We start from the raw sequence: 16,503 nt of genomic DNA, 5'->3' as shown, positions 1-16,503 counted from the left end.
AGACCATGACGCGATACATATCCCATCTTTGGCGCTGCGGCGCCGGCCTCGCCGTGCTCGGATTCGCTTCGCTGGCGTGTGCCGAGTTTCCCGACAAGCCCGTCACGCTGGTCGTGCCTTTTTCCGCCGGCGGTCCCAGCGACAAGATCGCCCGGGACCTGGCCGAGGCGCTGCGCAAGCCGCTGGGCCAGACCGTCATCATCGAAAACGCCGCCGGCGCAGGCGGCACGGTCGGCTCGGCCAAGGTGGCGCGCGCCACACCGGACGGCTACACGCTGCTGGTGCATCACATCGGCATGGCCACCGCGCCGGCCTTGTACCGCAAGCTCAGCTACAAGGTACCGGACGATTTCGAAACCCTGGGTGTGATCAACGAAGCGCCCTCGGTGCTGATTGGCAAGCCAAGCCTCGCTGCAGGCAACTTCGCGGAGCTGCGTCAGTGGATCGCGTCGAACGGCGGCAAGGTGAACCTCGCCAACGCGGGGCTCGGTTCCGCATCGCACCTGTGCGGCCTGATGCTCCAGGGCGCGCTGAAGACGAGCATGACGCCCGTGCCCTACAAAGGGACCGCGCCGGCCATGACGGACCTCATCGGCGGACAGGTCGATGTGATGTGCGAACAGGCGACCAACGCGGTGCCGCAGATCGAGGGAAAGAAGGTCAAGGTCTACGGCATCACCAGCTTGCAGCGGCTACCGCTCGCGGCGCTGAAGGACACGCCAACTCTGGCCGAAGCCGGACTGAAAGACTTCAACGTCCAGGTGTGGCACGGCCTGTACGCACCGCGTGGCACGCCTGCCGCCGTGCTCGCCAAGCTCAACGCCGCACTGCGCACCGCGTTGAAAGATCCTGACCTGATCAAGCGGGAGGAGGCCCTCGGCCTCACCGTCGTCAATGACGACCGGCTCGACCCCGTCGGCCACAGGAAATACCTGGAAGCCGAAAAGGTGCGGTGGTCAAAGGTGATCAAGGACGCTGGCGAATACGCCGACTGATGCCGGTGAGGACCGCGGGCTGACAGCGCCTGCGCTTTCGGTTTGACGGCATGGCAGGCCGTCGGCACAGCGGTTCATTCATCGATCGGCGCGTGGCTGCGCCAACCGCTCCTGCAGGAGCTCGATGAACCGCAGCGTCTTGGCCGGTAGCAGCCGGGTTTCAGTCAGCGCGTACACCGGCACCGGCTCTCCATGCCAGTCCGGCAGGATGCGACGCAAACGCCCGTGGGCCAGGTCGTCGGCCACCACGCCTTCGGCCAGCAGCGCGATCCCCTGGTCATGCACCGCGAGGCTGCGGTACATGCCGACGCTGGTGACGGTGAAGCGCTGGCCGATACGCACCTCGGCCGTTGCCTCGTCGTTGTGCAGCACCCAGGGGCCGGATTTCGGGAAGCCAAGGCACTCGTGCTGTTGCAGCTCGGCGGGATCGCGCGGTTCGCCGGCCATCTTCAGGTAGCGCGGCGATGCGTAGAGGTGGGGCGTCAGCCGCGCCAGCAGACGCGCGATCAGCGTCGAACTGGGTTGCTCGCCCATGCGGATGGCGACGTCGAAGGGCTCGGCCACGAGGTCCACATTGCGTGGGCTGAGGTCCAGGTCGAACGAGATGCCCGGATAGCGGCGCGCGAACTCCGCAATCAGCGGTGCCAGGTAGATGGTGGCGAAGTCCACCGGCAACGACGCACGCAGCACGCCGGTGGGTTGCGCCAGCATCTCGCCCAGCTGCTCATGCGCGATGCGCGCCTCTTCGACGATGCGCCGGCACCGCTCGTAGTAGACCTGCCCTGCTTCGGTCAGCTCTATCCTGCGCGTCGTGCGATGCAGCAGGCGCAAGCCGATCACCTTTTCCAGCGCCCCGATGCGGCGCGACAAGGTCGAGTTGGGCACCCCCGTCACGTCGGCCGCCCCTCGAAAGCTCTTGGCTTTCACGACCTCCACGAAGAGGGCCATGTCGTTCAGGTATTCCGTGCTCATTGCGCCAATTTTGGATCAATGAATCCCGAACAACCATCTTTATCTCACAGTTGGATTAATTGAAGATGCCTTCTTCTTCAGCGCGACGCACGCGTTCAAGCCAGCTCAGACGGTCTGGGCACTTTTTTCAACCTCATCCGAAATCGTCATGACCCCACTTTTCAGCCCCGTCAAAGTCGGCCGCTACACCCTCTCGAACCGCCTCGTGATGGCACCGATGACCCGCTCGCGCGCCGAATTCGATGGCACGCCCAAGGCGCTGGCCGTCACCTACTACGCGCAGCGCGCCACCGTCGGCCTGATCGTCTCTGAGGGCACGCAACCTTCCGACGACGGGCAGGGCTATCTCGGCACCCCCGGCATCTACACCGATGCCCAGGTCGCCGGCTGGAAGACCATCACGCAGGCCGTGCACGACAAGGGCTCACGCCTGTTCATCCAGCTCATGCACGCGGGGCGCATGTCCCATCCCGACAACACGCCCCACCACCGGCAGCCGGTCGCCCCTTCGGCCATCGCCCCCGGCGCGCCGATGTTCACCATGACCGGCATGCAGCCCATTCCCGAGCCTCGTGCGCTAACCACCGACGAGATTCGCCAGACGGTGGCGGACTTCCGCCTGGCCGCTCGCCGGGCCATCGAAGCCGGTGCCGACGGGGTCGAGATCCACGGCGCGAACGGCTACCTCATCCAGCAGTTCTTCGCCCCGAGCGCCAACACCCGCACCGACCTGTACGGTGGATCGGTCGAGAACCGCGCCCGCTTCGCGATCGAGGTGGCCACAGCGATCGCAGAAGAAATCGGTGCGGACCGCACCGCCATTCGTTTCTCTCCCGGCGCCAAGCTGGGGGGCATCGACGAGGGCTCCGAAGCGCCGGCCCTGTACCGCCATCTGATCACCGAACTCTCGAAGCTGGGCCTGGCCTACGTGCATGTAATGCACGCAGGCGACGAGGCCCTGGTGGCAGACATCCGCAAGCTCTGGCGCGGCACGCTCATCGTGAACCGCCCGTCGCGCGCACGCGAACAGATCGGCACCGACCTGGCGTCGGGCCTGGCCGAGCTGGAAGCCTACGGACAGATGGTGCTGGCCAACCCCGACTTCGTCGAACGCCTCCAGACCCACGCACCGATGAACACGCCGGACCACACCTCCTACTACGGCGGTGACGCGAAGGGCTACACGGACTACCCGAGCCTGGCGCTGGCAGCGAACTGAAACGACGCGGGCATCGCTCATCGACTTGAACAGTAGAAACCGCACATGACTACCACCCAACGCGCTGTGTTGATCCGCGCCTATGGCGGCGCTTCTGCCGCCGAGATCGCCGAAGTCTCGAGACCCTCCGCAGGGGACGGCCAGGTTCTGGTCCGGGTCCGCGCGGCCGGCATCAACGGCATCGACTGGAAAGTCCGTGAAGGCCTTGTCCAGAAGGCGTTTCCGCTTCAACTGCCCGCGGTGCTGGGCATCGAGCTGGCGGGCGTCATCGAGGCGGTCGGCCCCGGCGCCTCGCGCTTTCGCGTCGGCGATCGCGTCATGGGGCCGCTCGGCAGGCTGGGTGCCTATGCAGAAGTCGTGGCGGTCGACGAGGCGAACCTGGTGCGCACGCCGCAGGGCCTGGACGATGCGCATGCGGCCGCCATTCCCGTGGCGGCCGTGGCCGCCTGGCAGAGCCTGCACCTTGCAGGCCCCATCGCCGCAGGCCAGCGCATCCTGATTCACGGCGCAGCGGGCGGGCTGGGCGGCTATGCCGTGCAGTACGCCAAGCGGGCAGGCGCCGAAGTCTTCGCCACGGCGTCAGCCGCACACCTCGCGCACGTTCGCAGCCTGGGCGCGGACCACGTCATCGACTACCGCAGTCAACGCTTCGAGTCGGTCGCGCAGCACATCGATCTGGTGCTCGACTACGCCGGCGGCGAAGTGCTCGATCGTTCGTGGGACGTGCTGAACAAGAACGGCGCCATCGTCAGCGCAGCGGCGCCCGACATCCTTGCGCGCACACCTCCCGGTCGTCGCGGACTGTGGTTCCAGAACAAAACCGACGCTGGGCTCCTGGAGCGCCTTGCCGCGGAGATCGCCGAAGGCTCACTGATCTCGAAGCTCAGCGAAGTCGTGGGTTTTGGCGACATCCCCGCAGCCATCGAACGCAATCGCACCGGCCCTCGCATCGGCAAGGTCGTGGCGGACTTCTCACGCTGAGCACGTCCTCTGTGCGGGGATGCACTCATGGAGCGTTGCGTCCCAAGGGCTGCCCATGGCCAGACCGTGGCGCACGCCTGGCTGGCCACGGATCGCCCGCGCAGCACGCCAGGCCGCGACGCTCTTAAAATGAGAGTAATTCTCAATTGCATCGCCTTCCCCTCTCATGTCTTCCGCCGACACCCGCACCGTGCATGCGCTCTACACGGAGCACCACGGCTGGCTCAGCACGTGGCTGCGCCGGCGCCTGGGCTGTGCGCACAGCGCCGCCGACCTGGCGCAGGACACCTTCGTTCGCGTGCTGCTTCGCCCGCAGGTGCTGCCCACGTTGCGCGAGCCGCGCGCCTACCTGACGACGCTGGCCAAGGGCGTGGTCAGCGAACACTGGCGCCGGCAGGCCTTGGAGCGCGCGTACATCGAAGCGCTTGCGCTGGCGCCCGAGGCGCTGGCGCTGTCGCCTGAAGAGCGCCTGCAATTGCTGCAGACGCTGGATGCCATCGACGCGATGCTGGACGGCCTGCCGCACAAGGCGCGCGAAGCCTTCGTGCTGTCCCAGCTCGAAGGCCTGACCTACGCACAGATCGCCGAGCGCTTGGCGATCAGCGAACGCACCGTCAAGCGCCACATGGCCCTGGGCTTCGAGCACTGCCTGGCGTTGGTGGAATGAGCGCCTTGCCACCCGCCCCCACACCCGACACCGCCGTGCTGCGCGAAGCCGCGCAATGGCTGGTGCGGCTGCACTCCGGCCGCGCAGGCGAAGCGGACCGCGCGGCCTGCGAAGCCTGGCGCCATGCGGACCCGGCGCACGAACGCGCATGGCAGCGCGCCGAACGCTTGTCGCAGAAGTTCGGCGCCGTGCCCGCGAGCGTCGGCGTGCCGGTGCTGGCGCGGCAGGCACGCGGCAACCGACGCGCCGCGCTGCGCACGCTGGCCGTGTTGACGACGGCCGCGCCGGCCGCCTGGATCGGCTGGCGCCTTGCGCCGTGGGACAGCTGGACCTCCGACCACGCCACCGCCACCGGCGAGCGGCGCGACGTGCAGCTGGCCGACGGCAGCCGCGTGCTGCTCGACACCGGCAGCGCGATCGATGTGCGCATCGACGGCGTGCAACGCACGGTGCGGCTGCGCGCGGGCGCGATCCGGGTCACGACCGCCGCCGATGCGCGGCCCTTCATCGTGGAGACGGTGCAGGGCCGGCTGCGCGCGCTCGGCACGCGCTTCACCGTGCGCCAGGACCACGACGCGCACGAAACCGCATCGCCCCCCGATGTGCGGCTGGCCGTCACCGAGGGTGCGGTCGAGGTCACCTTGCGCGGTGCGGCGTCGCCCGCGGGCATCGTGCCGGCCGGCCAGCAGACCGTGTTGAGCACCCAGGGCGCCTCGACGCTGGCCGCCGTCTCGCCCGAGAGCCAGGCGTGGACGCAAGGCGTGCTGTATGCCGAGAACATGCGCCTGGCCGACTTCTGCGCCGAGCTGTCGCGCTACCGGCCCGGCCTGCTGCACTGCAGCCCCGAGGTGGCGAACCTGCGCATCTCCGGTGCGTTCCAGCTGCGCGATACCGACTACGTGCTGTCGATGGTGGCCACCACGCTGCCCGTGCAGGTGCTCACGCGCACGCGGTGGTGGGTGACGGTGGTGCCGGCCTGACGCAGAAATTTTTCGCTGATTCCTGTCCCTTTTTGAAGTCTGGTCGGGCATGCCATGGAGCCGTGCTGTGAGTACGGCAAGAACAGGACCACCGAACCATGGCATTGCCCTCCTCCCGCACCGCGCCCCTGCGCCCACTTTCTCTTTGCATGCCCCCGCGCCCGAGCGCCGTGAGCCACGGCGTGCGCTCCCTCTGCCTGGCCTTCGCCCTCGCCGCTTCGGGCGCCGCGACCGCACAGGCGAACCCACCGGCAGCCACCACCGCGGCCTACGACATCCCCGCCGGCGCGCTGGGCCCCGCGCTGTCGCGCTTCGCCGCGCAGGCCGGCGTCACGCTGTCCTTCGAACCCGCGCTGACCGAAGGCCGCCGCACCGGCGGATTGCGCGGCACGCATGCCGTCGGCGACGGTTTCTCCAGGCTGCTCGCGGGCACGGGCCTCGAAGCGGTCGCACGCGCAGGCGGTGGCTACACGCTGCGTCAGCCGGCGCCCAACGCGGCCACCTCCGCCGCACCGGCAGACGCGCAGAGCAATCTGCTCAGCGAAGTGCGCGTCACGGCGCAGGCCGAGCGCAGCGCGATCACCGAGGGCTCGAGGTCGTATGCGAGCCGCATCGTCACCGTCGGCAAGGGCGAGCAGACGCTCAAGGAGATTCCCCAGTCGGTCACGGTGGTCACGCGCCAGAAGATGGACGACCAGAACCTCTACACCATCGACGACGTGCTGGCCCAGACCACCGGCATCACGATGTACGACAGCCCGATGGGCGGGCGCTATGTCTACTCCCGCGGCTTCCGCGTCGACACCTACCAGTTCGACGGCGTGAACCGCGCCTTCTACTACCCGCAGGCCAACAGCTTCACGAGCAATGCCGCCACGCTGGACCGCGTGGAGGTGGTGCGCGGCGCCACCGGCCTGCTGCAAGGGGCCGGTTCGCCCAGCGCCACGATCAACATGGTGCGCAAGCGCCCGACGGCCGACAAGCAATTGCAGGTGTCGGCCAGTGCGGGTTCATGGAACAACTACCGCACCGAGATCGACGCCAGTGGCCCGCTGAACGAAGCCGGCACGCTGCGCGGCCGCATCGTCGCCAGCGGCAACGACCGCGATTATTTCTACGACACCGCGAAGAGCCGCACCGGCGTGCTGTACGGCGTGCTCGCAGCCGACCTCGGGCCGCAGACCGTGCTCACCATTGGTGCCAGCCACGAAACGCTGCGCGCCACCCCGTTCTTCCAGGGCTTGCCGAGCTACAGCAACGGCGCCGACCTGCACCTGCGCCGGTCGACCTACCTGGCGGCCGACTGGAACCGCTGGAAAAGCGCGCAGACCTCCGCGTTCGCTGAACTCGCGCACCGCTTCGATGCCGACTGGTCGCTCAAGCTCACCGCGGGCTACATGCGCGAGGCGCAGGACATCAAGTACGCCTTCCCCCTGGGTGCCGTGAATCCGGTGACCCTGGCCGGCAACGTCATGTACGGCGGCCTGTTCGACTTCAAGACCGACAACAAGACCCTCGACCTTGCCGTCGACGGCAAGTTCGACGCCTTCGGCAGAAAGCACTCGGTGAGCTTCGGTGCCAACACCGGGCGCATGTTCAACCACAGCGACTTCTCGCTGATGCAGTTGCCGGGCGTTGCCAACAACGTGTTCCATCCGGTCTCGGCGATTCCCGAGCCGAGCGACGCGACCTTCGTCGCCAGGCGCTACCGCGGTGGCGACACCGAAACAAGCATCACGCAATCGGGCGCCTACGGCGTTGTACGCCTGAGCCTCACCGACCCGTTGACGCTGGTCGCCGGTGCGCGCGTCACGCGCTACCGGGCCAGCGACCGCGACCGCACCACGGGCACCGCGGCGACCGAGCCGTACCGCGAGAACGGCGTGCTGACGCCCTACGGCGGACTGATCTATGCGCTCAACCCGCAATGGTCGGCGTACGTGAGCTATGCCGACATCTTCCAGCCGCAGAACGCGATGACCGCCGCCGGCGACATGCTGCCGCCGGTCAAGGGCCGCAACTTCGAAGCGGGCCTGAAGGGCGAGCTGCTCGACGGCAAGGTCAACGCCTCGGTCGCGCTGTTCCGCCTCGACCAGAACAACCGGGCGCAGGAAGACCTGGTCAACGTCTGCACGCGGAGCACCTACTGCTACATGTCCACCGGCAAGGTGCGCAGCGAAGGCCTCGACGCAGAGATCAGCGGCGAAGTGGCGCGCGGCTGGCAGGTTTTCGCGGGCTACACGTTCAACCACTTCAAGTACATGAACGACACGGCCAATGCCGGCATCGACTTCGCCAGCACGTACTCGCCCAAGCACATGCTGCGCGTGTGGACCGAGTACCGCCTGCCCGGCGAGCTGAACGCCTGGACGCTGGGCGGCGGCGTGAACTTCCAGACCGCGAGCTCACGCACCACGGGCGCGATCAAGCTGGAGCAGGCCTCGTACGCCGTCTGGAGCGCGCGTGTCTCCTACCAGATCAACCGCAACTGGTCGGCCGCGCTGAACGTGAACAACTTGTTCGACAAGACCTACTACCAGACCGTTGGTGCGCCGGCCTGGGGCAATGTCTACGGCGAACCGCGCAGCGCCATGGTGACCTTGCGCGGAACCTTCTAGAAGGTTCTAGACGGGATGGCCGCCTGCCCAGGCAGGCGCCTCCCATCTCAGGTGTCTAGGGGAAAAGAACGGCGCCTCCGCGATTGAGGTCCGCCAGCAACGCGCCCTGAACATAGACCGCATAGTCCGCGAAGAACATCGCGGCGCCCCCGCTCGCTCCGGTAGGAACACTCAAGCCGGAGTAGAAAAATCCCTGGCTCGCCTGGTCATTGAGTCGCGCGAGTCCTTCGGTCGTATTGATATCGACCGGGCCCCCAGGCATTTCATCCGAGAAGCGATAGGCCACTGCCGCAGGCTTGCTGCTGTCGAGCTCGTAGGTATTGAAAACGCCTCGAACGGGCTGCCCACTGCGGTTCGCAAAGTACTCGAAATAGCCCCTGTAGCGGAATCCACTTTGACCGCGGCTGGTGAGTTGCGGCTTGGGATCGGAGACGACGGGTTCGAACGCGTAGCTGTAGGTCGCCCCTGCCGCTGCAGAGCTTTTGACGACGATCGCATTCACGCTCGGGCTGAGACCCAGCTCCGTATTCAGGAAACGATAGCCTTCCTGCCCCTGCGCGTTCAGCTGGGCAATGAAGTCTTCCGGCAGCATCAGATCGAAGCTGAATTTTCGATAGGTGTAGGTGACGGGCTGGCTTTCGTTCTTGACCAGGATGAGGCTGGCCTTGCGGATCGCATTGAGCGAATCGTCCAGCGTATGCGTCTCCCCCACCAGCTGGTGCAGCACATAGCCCTTGGCGCCCTCGTCTTCCAACCGCTGCAGCAGCGCGTTGCTGGCCCCGTCCCAGCCATCGCGACCGGAGAAGGTGAGCGTGAATTCCTTGTAGCTGTATTTGTCGTTGGCGGCTTGCGGGTTGACATACAGCGAATTGCTTCCCACGGGGCGCATGCGGACGCTGCCCTTGGCGCCTTGGTCGTTCAGTTGCTGCAAGACGGCCGGCACCGATGCAATGTAGGAATCCTTGTCGCCGTCCCAGGCAGACGGGAGCGTCTCGTATTGCGTGGGGGCAGGTGTTCCGGGTTCCTGGGTTCCAGGCTCCTGCGTTCCAGGGCCTTGGGTTCCGGGCCCCTGCGTCCCGGGCCCTTGCGTTCCAGGGCCTTGTGTTCCAGGCCCTTGTGTTCCGGGGTCGTCCGTTCCAGGCCCGATAAGCCCCACGGGGAAGCCACCTCCACCTCCGCCCCCGCTGCCACCCCCACATGCCGCAAGCATCAAGGCGACTGCCGTTGCAGCAGCCACTGCAGATTTTTTGAATTTCATTCCCTTGCCTTTCAATTTTGTCGAAGCCAATGCTGCCGAGATGGCAACGTTGTTCCTGGCGATCGGTCCTCCCAACGTGGCCCGTCAGATCGCCGTCGACGTTTGTATGGCCGGCGGGAGAAATTTCCCCATGCCGAAAGTCACAACGACCTGAAAGCGATGGGAAATCGATTTTTTGTTATGAGGAAGTTATGACTAATTTGAACCATGTGATCGGAATAGAGACGGCGTCTTCCCTTTCCAATATCGAGAGGGTTCGCATGACGATGCGGGCTTTCCCACCCCGATCTATTCTTCTCACCTGACTTTGAAAAGTAACGCCTTGGAATGGCGTCTTTGAAGCCGGCATCGGCCCACCAGGCGAACCGCGCCGTGGCAATGACGCGGCAGACAATCAGGTCACCGGCGACGGGTCTCTGAAGTACCGGGTCGCCGGAGAAAAAATCCGCGTCTGCCCCGTGACGGATGTCAGGTCCGCCATCGCCTGCAGGAGCGCAGCGGCGCTCACCGGCTTGAACAACATCGGCACCCCCGATGACTGTGCACGCCGCAGTTGATGCGGGGCCGTCTCGCCCGTGATCAGGAGCATGGGAATGTCAAGCTGAAAGCGCTCGAGCAGGCGCAGGCCGACCTCAAGTCCATCTCCCCCGTCGGCCAGCCGGTAGTCGCACAAGAGCATCGAGAACGGACGGCTTTTCGCATCCGGGTGCGTCAATGCTTCGACCGCATGCGATTCGTCAGTCACTGCCACGACATCGACAGCGTGCGCACGCAGCAGCGCCGCCATGGCCAGGCGAATCTCCGCTTCATCGTCGATCAGTAGCACGGGCCCAGGCAGGTTCGGCGCAGCGAGGCTGCGATGCGTGGGAATCTCCAGTTCATCGAGCAGCAGTTCGGCCGGCGCGGTGATCGCTGCCTCGGCTTGCGGCAGGACCACGCGGAAATGCGTGCCACGTCCCGGTCGCGAGTGCACCTCGATCGGGTGAGACATCAGGTGCGACAGGCGCTTGACGATCGACAGCCCGATCCCGAGTCCGCGCGCCCGGTCGCGGCCCGGGTTGTCGATCTGATAGAACTCTTCGAAGATGCGGCTCAACTGTTCGGGGGCAATGCCGACGCCGGTGTCGCGAACCTCCAGCCACACCTTGTCTCCTCGCCGCCGCGCGACCACGCTCACGCCGCCCTCATGGGTGTACTTCAAGGCGTTGTCGACCAGATTCGAAAGCAGGCGAAACAGCAGCTGGATGTCGCTGCGCACCCACATGCCACTGGCACGGATGCGCAATTGCAGACCCTTCTGTTCAGCGTAGGGGGTGAAGGTCTGGTTGAGGACAAGAAGCAGTGCATCGAGCTCCAGTGCCTGCGGTTCGGACACGACGACGCCTGCATCCAGATGCGACACGTCGAGCATGGTGTCCAGCGATGCACCGAGCGCGTCGACGGCGCGCATCAGGCGTTTGGCATTCGTTCTTTCAGGATGGTCATGCAGTGCGGTTTCCATGGCTGCGCCGAAAAGTGCAATGGCATGCATCGGCTGGCGCAGATCGTGGCTGGCCGCGGCAAGAAAGCGGGTCTTTTCCGCACTGGCGCGCTCCACGGCAGCGATGCGTTCGCGCAACTGTGCGGCGAGCATCTCGTTCTCGAACTGCAACATCAAGGAGGCTGTCAGCCGCTTGTTCTGCTTCACCCCTTCGTGCAGTGTCAGTACCAGATTGGCGAAACTGAAGAGCGCCAGAAACCAGTGCAGCGTGCCACCGTGCCAGATCAAGGCAAGAATCAGCCCGCCCATCACGGGGACGCCGCAGCCGAACATGGCCCCCTTGATCGGCCAACGGGCCTGAATGGCCCGGGTCCAACTGACCATGATCACGACGATCACAACGGTCGTCATCGCCGGGCTCTGGATGAGTACGAGGAACAAGGCGCAGGGCAGCGCCGTGGTCACGCTGACCAGCGTGACGATCCACGTGTACCGGCGCGCCCAATAGCGGCTTTCGGACAAAGGGACATCCGGCGTCCACCGCGGCGCAAGCAAGGCATACAGGTTCATCGACACGACGGCAGCGACCATGCCGACCACCAGCAGGTGGTGGGTCGAATCGATGTTGAAGTAGCCGAAGATGCCAATGGCAATGGCGAAGCCGATGTGCGCACAGGTGGCCGTCGTGTGTGCGGCATACACCGAGGCCACGTGTTCGCGGAGCACCCGATGGTCCAGATCGGCGGCCGCCGGGGCCTGATGCATCGATCGGGCAGCGTCATTCATGAATTGGGCCCTTCGTTCTTGTTTCTTCGATGATCGCGTTGCACCTCCTGCGATGAATCAACGCAGGCTGCTGATCAGTTCCGCCCGCGATTGCACGCCGAACAGCAAGAGGATCGTCGAAACATAGTTCTTCACCGTGCCTTCGCGCAACTCGGCCAACAGTGCGATCTCCTTGTTGGACTTGCCTTCGAGAATCATCTGCAGCACACGCGCCTGACTTCCCGTCAGCGAACTCAGGGCGCCACCGGCGGAACGGCGGGGCGCCCGCCCAACCCACCTGGACGTACCTGGCAGGCCGTCGACAACGTCCCGCCCGAGCAGACCGCAGGCACGGATGAAGCTCACCACCTCCTTGAGGTTGGCCGACTTCGGCAAGAACGCGCTGGCACCCTGAGCCAACGCACTTTGCGCAATGGCGTTCTGGGCCAGCGCGGTGGCGCCGGCGCCCGACAACGCGACCACCCGGGCCTGCGGATAACGCTGGAGAAAAACGGACACGCCGCTCAGACCTCGTGTGTCAGGAAGTGCCAGATCGAGCAACACCAACCCGATGCTCGCCTGAGAGCGCTCATACACAGCCAGTGCCTGCGCCATGCTGCTGGCTTCGAAGACCTCGACCGCCGGCCCGTGGGGCGAGGCCTGCGCCTGGAGCAAGGCACGCACGCCCAGGCGCACCAGGTCGTGGTCGTCCACGATCAGGATGGCTGACGCCCGGGTCGACACAGGAATGCTCATGGCGCGCATGTTAGGGTCATGCGCCGCCGGCTGAAAGTGACGAAAGTCAACTCGTCAGCAGACCTTTACTCCTTCTTCAGTCCGATCTGCTGCGCAGTCAGCCCAAACCGCGCAAGGTCTGACCGGGCCCGCGCCGCTGCCTCAGCAGGCGAACTCCCCATCGGCATCCACCCCGCCTCAATCAACCTTTTCCGCGTCTCGGGCCGCGCCATGCCCTCAACGATCACCGCATGGAGCCTGTCGATGATGGCCTGCGGCGTGCCCTTCGGCGCCGCCAGCCCAAACCACCCCGAGGTCACGAACCCCGGCAGCCCGGCCTCCTGCGCCGTGGGCACGCCGGGCAGCGATTCGCTGCGCTCGCGCGTCGTGACGAACAGCGCGCGCACCTTGCCGGCCTGCACGTTCGCGACCTGCGCGGCGGCGTTGTCGATCATGGCGTCGATGTGGCCGCCGAGCAGATCAGCGATGGCGCCGGTGCCGCCCTTGTAGGGAACGACGTTGGCCGTGATACCGGCCTCCTTCATGAACATCATCTGCGTCAGGTGGGCCTGCGTGCCCACACCCGCATTCGCGAACGAAACCTTGCCCGGATTCGCCTTGGCATGCGCGACGAATTCCTTGAGCGTGCGCGCGGGAAAGTCCGGCCTCGTCACGACCACGAAGGGAATGTCGACCAGGATCGTGATGGGCGCGAGGTCTTCCACCGGCTTGTACTTCAGGTCGTACAGGTAAGGATTGACGGCCATCGTTCCGCTGGCCACGAGCACCAGCGTGTGCCCGTCCGGGTTGGCGCGCACCACCTGCTGCAGCGCCATCGATCCACCGGCGCCCGGCTTCGCGTCGACGATGACCGGCTGGCCGAGCGCCTTGGCCATGAGGTCGGCGATCTGGCGCGTCATGGCGTCGGTGGCGCCGCCGGCCGCGTAGGGAAAGACGATGGTGATCGGCTTGCTGGGATAAACCGGGCCGGCCGCTCGCGCCGCGGTGGCGAGCGATGCCGCACACACAAACGCGGCGGCATTCAGCACGAAGGTTCGGCGAGGGATCGTCATGCGGGCATCTCAACGTATCGGAGCGAAAGAAGCAAGGGCGCCGCCTGTTCAGCGAAGCGCATCAGCGCGGGCACCATGTCGGGCTGGTACCAGTGCTCCTGGTGCAGCAGGTTCAGCGAGCCGATGGTGCAACCGCCGTGCCGCACCGGCACGTTGATGGCAGACCGACAGCCCAGCGTGTCGATCAGCGCATGGTCGGGAAACGCGCGGCGACAGGCTTCCTGATCCGAGCAGATGCGCGCCCGACCGCCCTGCACCACCTCGCGAAAGAAGTCGTTGTCGGGGTGCAGCGGCTTGGTGCCGCCGCACGGATAGGCCGCCGGGTCGCTCGTGTACAGGCGCCGCGACGCCGCGAGGCCGGGGTCGATCGCCAGCACGGTGAAGAGCCGGTGCCCCGGAGACCGCCGCAGCGTGTGGTCCAGCGCTTCGAAGGAAAGCGGCTCGATGTCACTCATTGCGCAATGCCCAGCCGATCGATGATGGGGCCCCATGCGGCCGACTCGCGCTGCGTGAACTTCAACACATCGGCCGGCGTCGACTTGACGCCGATCAGCATCTGGCCGGCCAGGCGCTCCTTCATCTCGGGCGTGTCCAGCGCCTTGTTGATCTCGGCGTTGAGCCGCGCGACCGCGTCGCCCGGTGCGCCCGCGCGCGCCACCAGGGAGTACCAGCCGGGCACCTCCATGTCGATGCCCAGCTCCTTGAACGTGGGCACGTCGGGCAGTTGCGGCAGCCGCCGTTCGCCGGTCACGGCCAACGGCACCAGCTTGCCGCTCTTGACCAGCGGCACGACGCCGACGGGGACGGTCGTCATCACCGGCGTGTCGCCCGCCATCACGCTGGTCAGCGCGTTGGGACCGCCCGCGCCGCTGATGGGCACGTGCTGCATCTGGATCCCGGTGCGCGACTTCAGCAGCTCGCTCGCCAGATGCGTGGAGTTGCCGATGCCGGCCGACGCGAAGCTGAGCCGCTGCGGCTCGGCCTTGGCCATCTTGATGAGGTCGGGCAGTGTCTTCACGCCCAGGCTCGGCGCCACGACGGTGACGAACGGCGTGTTGGCGATGACGGCGACGCCGGTAAAGTCGCGCGCCGGCTGGTGCCCCAGCGACTTGTACAGGTGCGGGTTCCACGACATGTTCGAGACGCCGGCCAGGAACAGCGTGTAGCCGTCCGCGGGCTGCGAGAGCACGTAGGCCGCGGCCAGCGTGCCGTTGGCGCCGGGCCGGTTCTCCACCACGACGCTCTGCCCCAGGCTCTTGCCGAGCACGTCGGCCAGCGTGCGCGCCAGCGTGTCCGGCCCCGAGCCGGCAGGCTGCGGGACCACGACCTTGATCGGCTTGGAAGGAAAGCCCTGCGCGAAGGCGGGTGCGGCGAGCAGCGAAGCTGCAACGGCCAGCGCGGAAAGCATGGTGCGGCGGGTGGTCATGGGGAGGTCGAGGTGGGTAGGTTGCGAAAGCGGGTGCGGGCGGGCGTCGGTCTCAACCCACGGTGGCGTAGTCGAGCGACTTGGGCGTGGCGGTGAGCACGCGCGGCGTCGCGCCCACCACGACCGTGTCGTCGATGCGAAAGCCGCCCACGCCGTAGACGTACAGGCCGGGCTCGGCCGAATAGACCTCGTTGTCGAGCAGCGGGCGCTGGCTGAAGGCCATGTCCTCCGGATACTCGTGGTGCACGATGCCGATGGCGTGGCCCGTGCGGTGGCGGATGCAGTCGGCAAAACCGGCGCGCTCGATCACGGCCTGCGCCGCGGCATCGATCCCACACACGGGCCGGCCTGTCACGGCCGCGCCGATGGCCGCGTCGGTGGCGTCGCGCGCGGCGGTCCACAGCGCCTTCTTCTGGTCGTCGGGGCGCCCGCAGAACCAGGTGCGCTCGTTCTCGATCGTCAGGCCGCTGAGCCGGGGAATGATGATGTTGACGAGCACGTCGCCTTCGCGGATGCGCGCGCCGCAGGAGGCACCGTCGCCGTGCGGCGACGCCGACGCCGGGCCGCTGAGCGTCCAGCAGCGCACGACCTCGAACTGCTCGCCGGGAAAGCGCTCGGCGGCCTCCTGCACGAACAGGCTGGCCATGGCGCAGTCCATCTCCTGCACCAGCCGGCCGGGCTTGATGGCTTCGCGATAACGGTCTTGCAGCCAGTCGGTCAGCCCGGCCATGGCCTGCATCACGGCCAGTTCCTCGGCATGCTTCTGCCAGCGCAAGCTGCGCACTTCCGCGGTGGCGACGCGCACGTTCAGGTCGGGCAGCAGGCGCTGCACGGCGGTCATCACGCCGCTGCCGGCATCCAGTGCGATGCGCGAGCGGCGCAGGCCGGCGCGGCTCAGGCGCTCGGCAAGGATTTCGGGGAGCTGCGACACGAGCGGCAGGCGGTTGCTCACCATCGGATGCTCGGCATAGAACGTCACGTCCGTGATCCACACCTTGTGGGCTTCCATCGAAAAGCGCATGTGGTTCGTGGACAGTTCGTTCATCACCAGGAAGCCCTCGCCCTGGCGCGGCACCACCGCGAAGATCGGCCGCTCCCACGGCTGCACGTCGGTGTGGAAGTTGGTGGCGAACTGAAAGAAATCTGCGGTCGTGAACACCAGCGCATCGACGGCGAGTTCGTCCATCAACCGGACCATCTGGTCGTGGCGGTACCGCCAGACGGCTTGCGTCAGCTTGGGCATGTGTCGTTTCCTTGAAGGGGCCGGAGGCATCCGGCGGGTTGTTTTCTGAACAGCTCGGGGGTGCGGGCTACAGCGCGTCGAACTCGACCAC

14 protein-coding genes are annotated in these 16,503 nt (G+C 66.4%); 6 read left to right on the top strand and 8 right to left on the bottom strand.

Annotation, left to right across the window (positions count from 1 at the left end; translation table 11 throughout):
* Positions 1–5 precede the first annotated feature (5 nt).
* Entirely contained in the window at positions 6–995 is a 990-nt protein-coding gene (locus AAG801_RS08305) for a tripartite tricarboxylate transporter substrate-binding protein (RefSeq protein WP_341887979.1), read from the top strand.
* 78 nt (positions 996–1,073) lie between these two features.
* Here AAG801_RS08305 and AAG801_RS08300 read toward each other — a convergent pair whose 3' ends face one another.
* On the bottom strand, positions 1,074–1,967 hold the full coding sequence (locus tag AAG801_RS08300) for a LysR family transcriptional regulator (RefSeq protein WP_341887978.1): 894 nt from the start codon (positions 1,965–1,967) through the stop codon (positions 1,074–1,076).
* A gap of 148 nt (positions 1,968–2,115) precedes the next feature.
* On the opposite strand from AAG801_RS08300, the gene AAG801_RS08295 reads away from it, so the two are divergent.
* The 5 genes from AAG801_RS08295 to AAG801_RS08275 all read left to right on the top strand — a co-directional run bounded on the left by AAG801_RS08295 (position 2,116) and on the right by AAG801_RS08275 (position 8,432).
* Positions 2,116–3,186, top strand: coding sequence for an alkene reductase (locus AAG801_RS08295; RefSeq protein ID WP_341887977.1), 1,071 nt, complete (start codon positions 2,116–2,118; stop codon positions 3,184–3,186).
* A gap of 45 nt (positions 3,187–3,231) precedes the next feature.
* Positions 3,232–4,167, top strand: coding sequence for an NADP-dependent oxidoreductase (locus AAG801_RS08290; protein WP_341887976.1), 936 nt, complete (start codon positions 3,232–3,234; stop codon positions 4,165–4,167).
* Positions 4,168–4,333: 166 nt separating this feature from the next.
* The gene (locus AAG801_RS08285; protein WP_192192371.1) at positions 4,334–4,834 is read left to right on the top strand and encodes a sigma-70 family RNA polymerase sigma factor; all 501 of its coding nucleotides are present in this window, start codon (positions 4,334–4,336) and stop codon (positions 4,832–4,834) included.
* On the top strand, positions 4,831–5,814 hold the full coding sequence (locus tag AAG801_RS08280) for a FecR domain-containing protein (protein WP_341887975.1): 984 nt from the start codon (positions 4,831–4,833) through the stop codon (positions 5,812–5,814). The genes AAG801_RS08285 and AAG801_RS08280 overlap by 4 nt, the downstream gene beginning before the upstream one ends.
* 149 nt (positions 5,815–5,963) lie before the next feature.
* Positions 5,964–8,432 (top strand): TonB-dependent siderophore receptor, encoded by a 2,469-nt coding sequence (locus AAG801_RS08275; protein ID WP_341887974.1) that lies wholly within the window; start codon positions 5,964–5,966, stop codon positions 8,430–8,432.
* A 55-nt stretch (positions 8,433–8,487) separates the two neighbouring features.
* Here AAG801_RS08275 and AAG801_RS08270 read toward each other — a convergent pair whose 3' ends face one another.
* From AAG801_RS08270 to AAG801_RS08240, 7 genes are all read right to left on the bottom strand, one after another.
* Complete coding sequence (locus AAG801_RS08270) at positions 8,488–9,375, bottom strand: hypothetical protein (RefSeq protein WP_341887973.1); 888 nt, start codon at positions 9,373–9,375, stop codon at positions 8,488–8,490.
* A gap of 709 nt (positions 9,376–10,084) precedes the next feature.
* Positions 10,085–11,956 carry a hybrid sensor histidine kinase/response regulator gene (locus AAG801_RS08265; RefSeq protein WP_341887972.1) on the bottom strand — a complete coding sequence of 624 codons (1,872 nt, stop codon included), beginning with the start codon at positions 11,954–11,956 and terminating at the stop codon, positions 10,085–10,087.
* Between the two features lie 57 nt (positions 11,957–12,013).
* Positions 12,014–12,691, bottom strand: a complete 678-nt coding sequence (locus AAG801_RS08260; protein WP_341887971.1) for a response regulator transcription factor — start codon at positions 12,689–12,691, stop codon at positions 12,014–12,016.
* A gap of 65 nt (positions 12,692–12,756) precedes the next feature.
* On the bottom strand, positions 12,757–13,743 hold the full coding sequence (locus AAG801_RS08255; protein ID WP_341887970.1) for a tripartite tricarboxylate transporter substrate binding protein: 987 nt from the start codon (positions 13,741–13,743) through the stop codon (positions 12,757–12,759).
* Positions 13,740–14,198: a GAF domain-containing protein gene (locus tag AAG801_RS08250; RefSeq protein ID WP_341887969.1), complete on the bottom strand. Its 459-nt coding sequence runs from the start codon at positions 14,196–14,198 to the stop codon at positions 13,740–13,742. The genes AAG801_RS08255 and AAG801_RS08250 overlap by 4 nt, the downstream gene beginning before the upstream one ends.
* Positions 14,195–15,169 (bottom strand): tripartite tricarboxylate transporter substrate binding protein, encoded by a 975-nt coding sequence (locus tag AAG801_RS08245; RefSeq protein WP_341887968.1) that lies wholly within the window; start codon positions 15,167–15,169, stop codon positions 14,195–14,197. Before AAG801_RS08245 ends, AAG801_RS08250 begins: the two co-directional genes overlap by 4 nt.
* A gap of 52 nt (positions 15,170–15,221) precedes the next feature.
* Positions 15,222–16,412 carry a M24 family metallopeptidase gene (locus AAG801_RS08240; RefSeq protein ID WP_341887967.1) on the bottom strand — a complete coding sequence of 397 codons (1,191 nt, stop codon included), beginning with the start codon at positions 16,410–16,412 and terminating at the stop codon, positions 15,222–15,224.
* Positions 16,413–16,503 lie beyond the last annotated feature (91 nt).

The sequence above is a fragment of the Variovorax sp. YR752 genome, from assembly GCF_943372545.1.
This window is presented reverse-complemented; position numbering and strand designations above follow the sequence as displayed.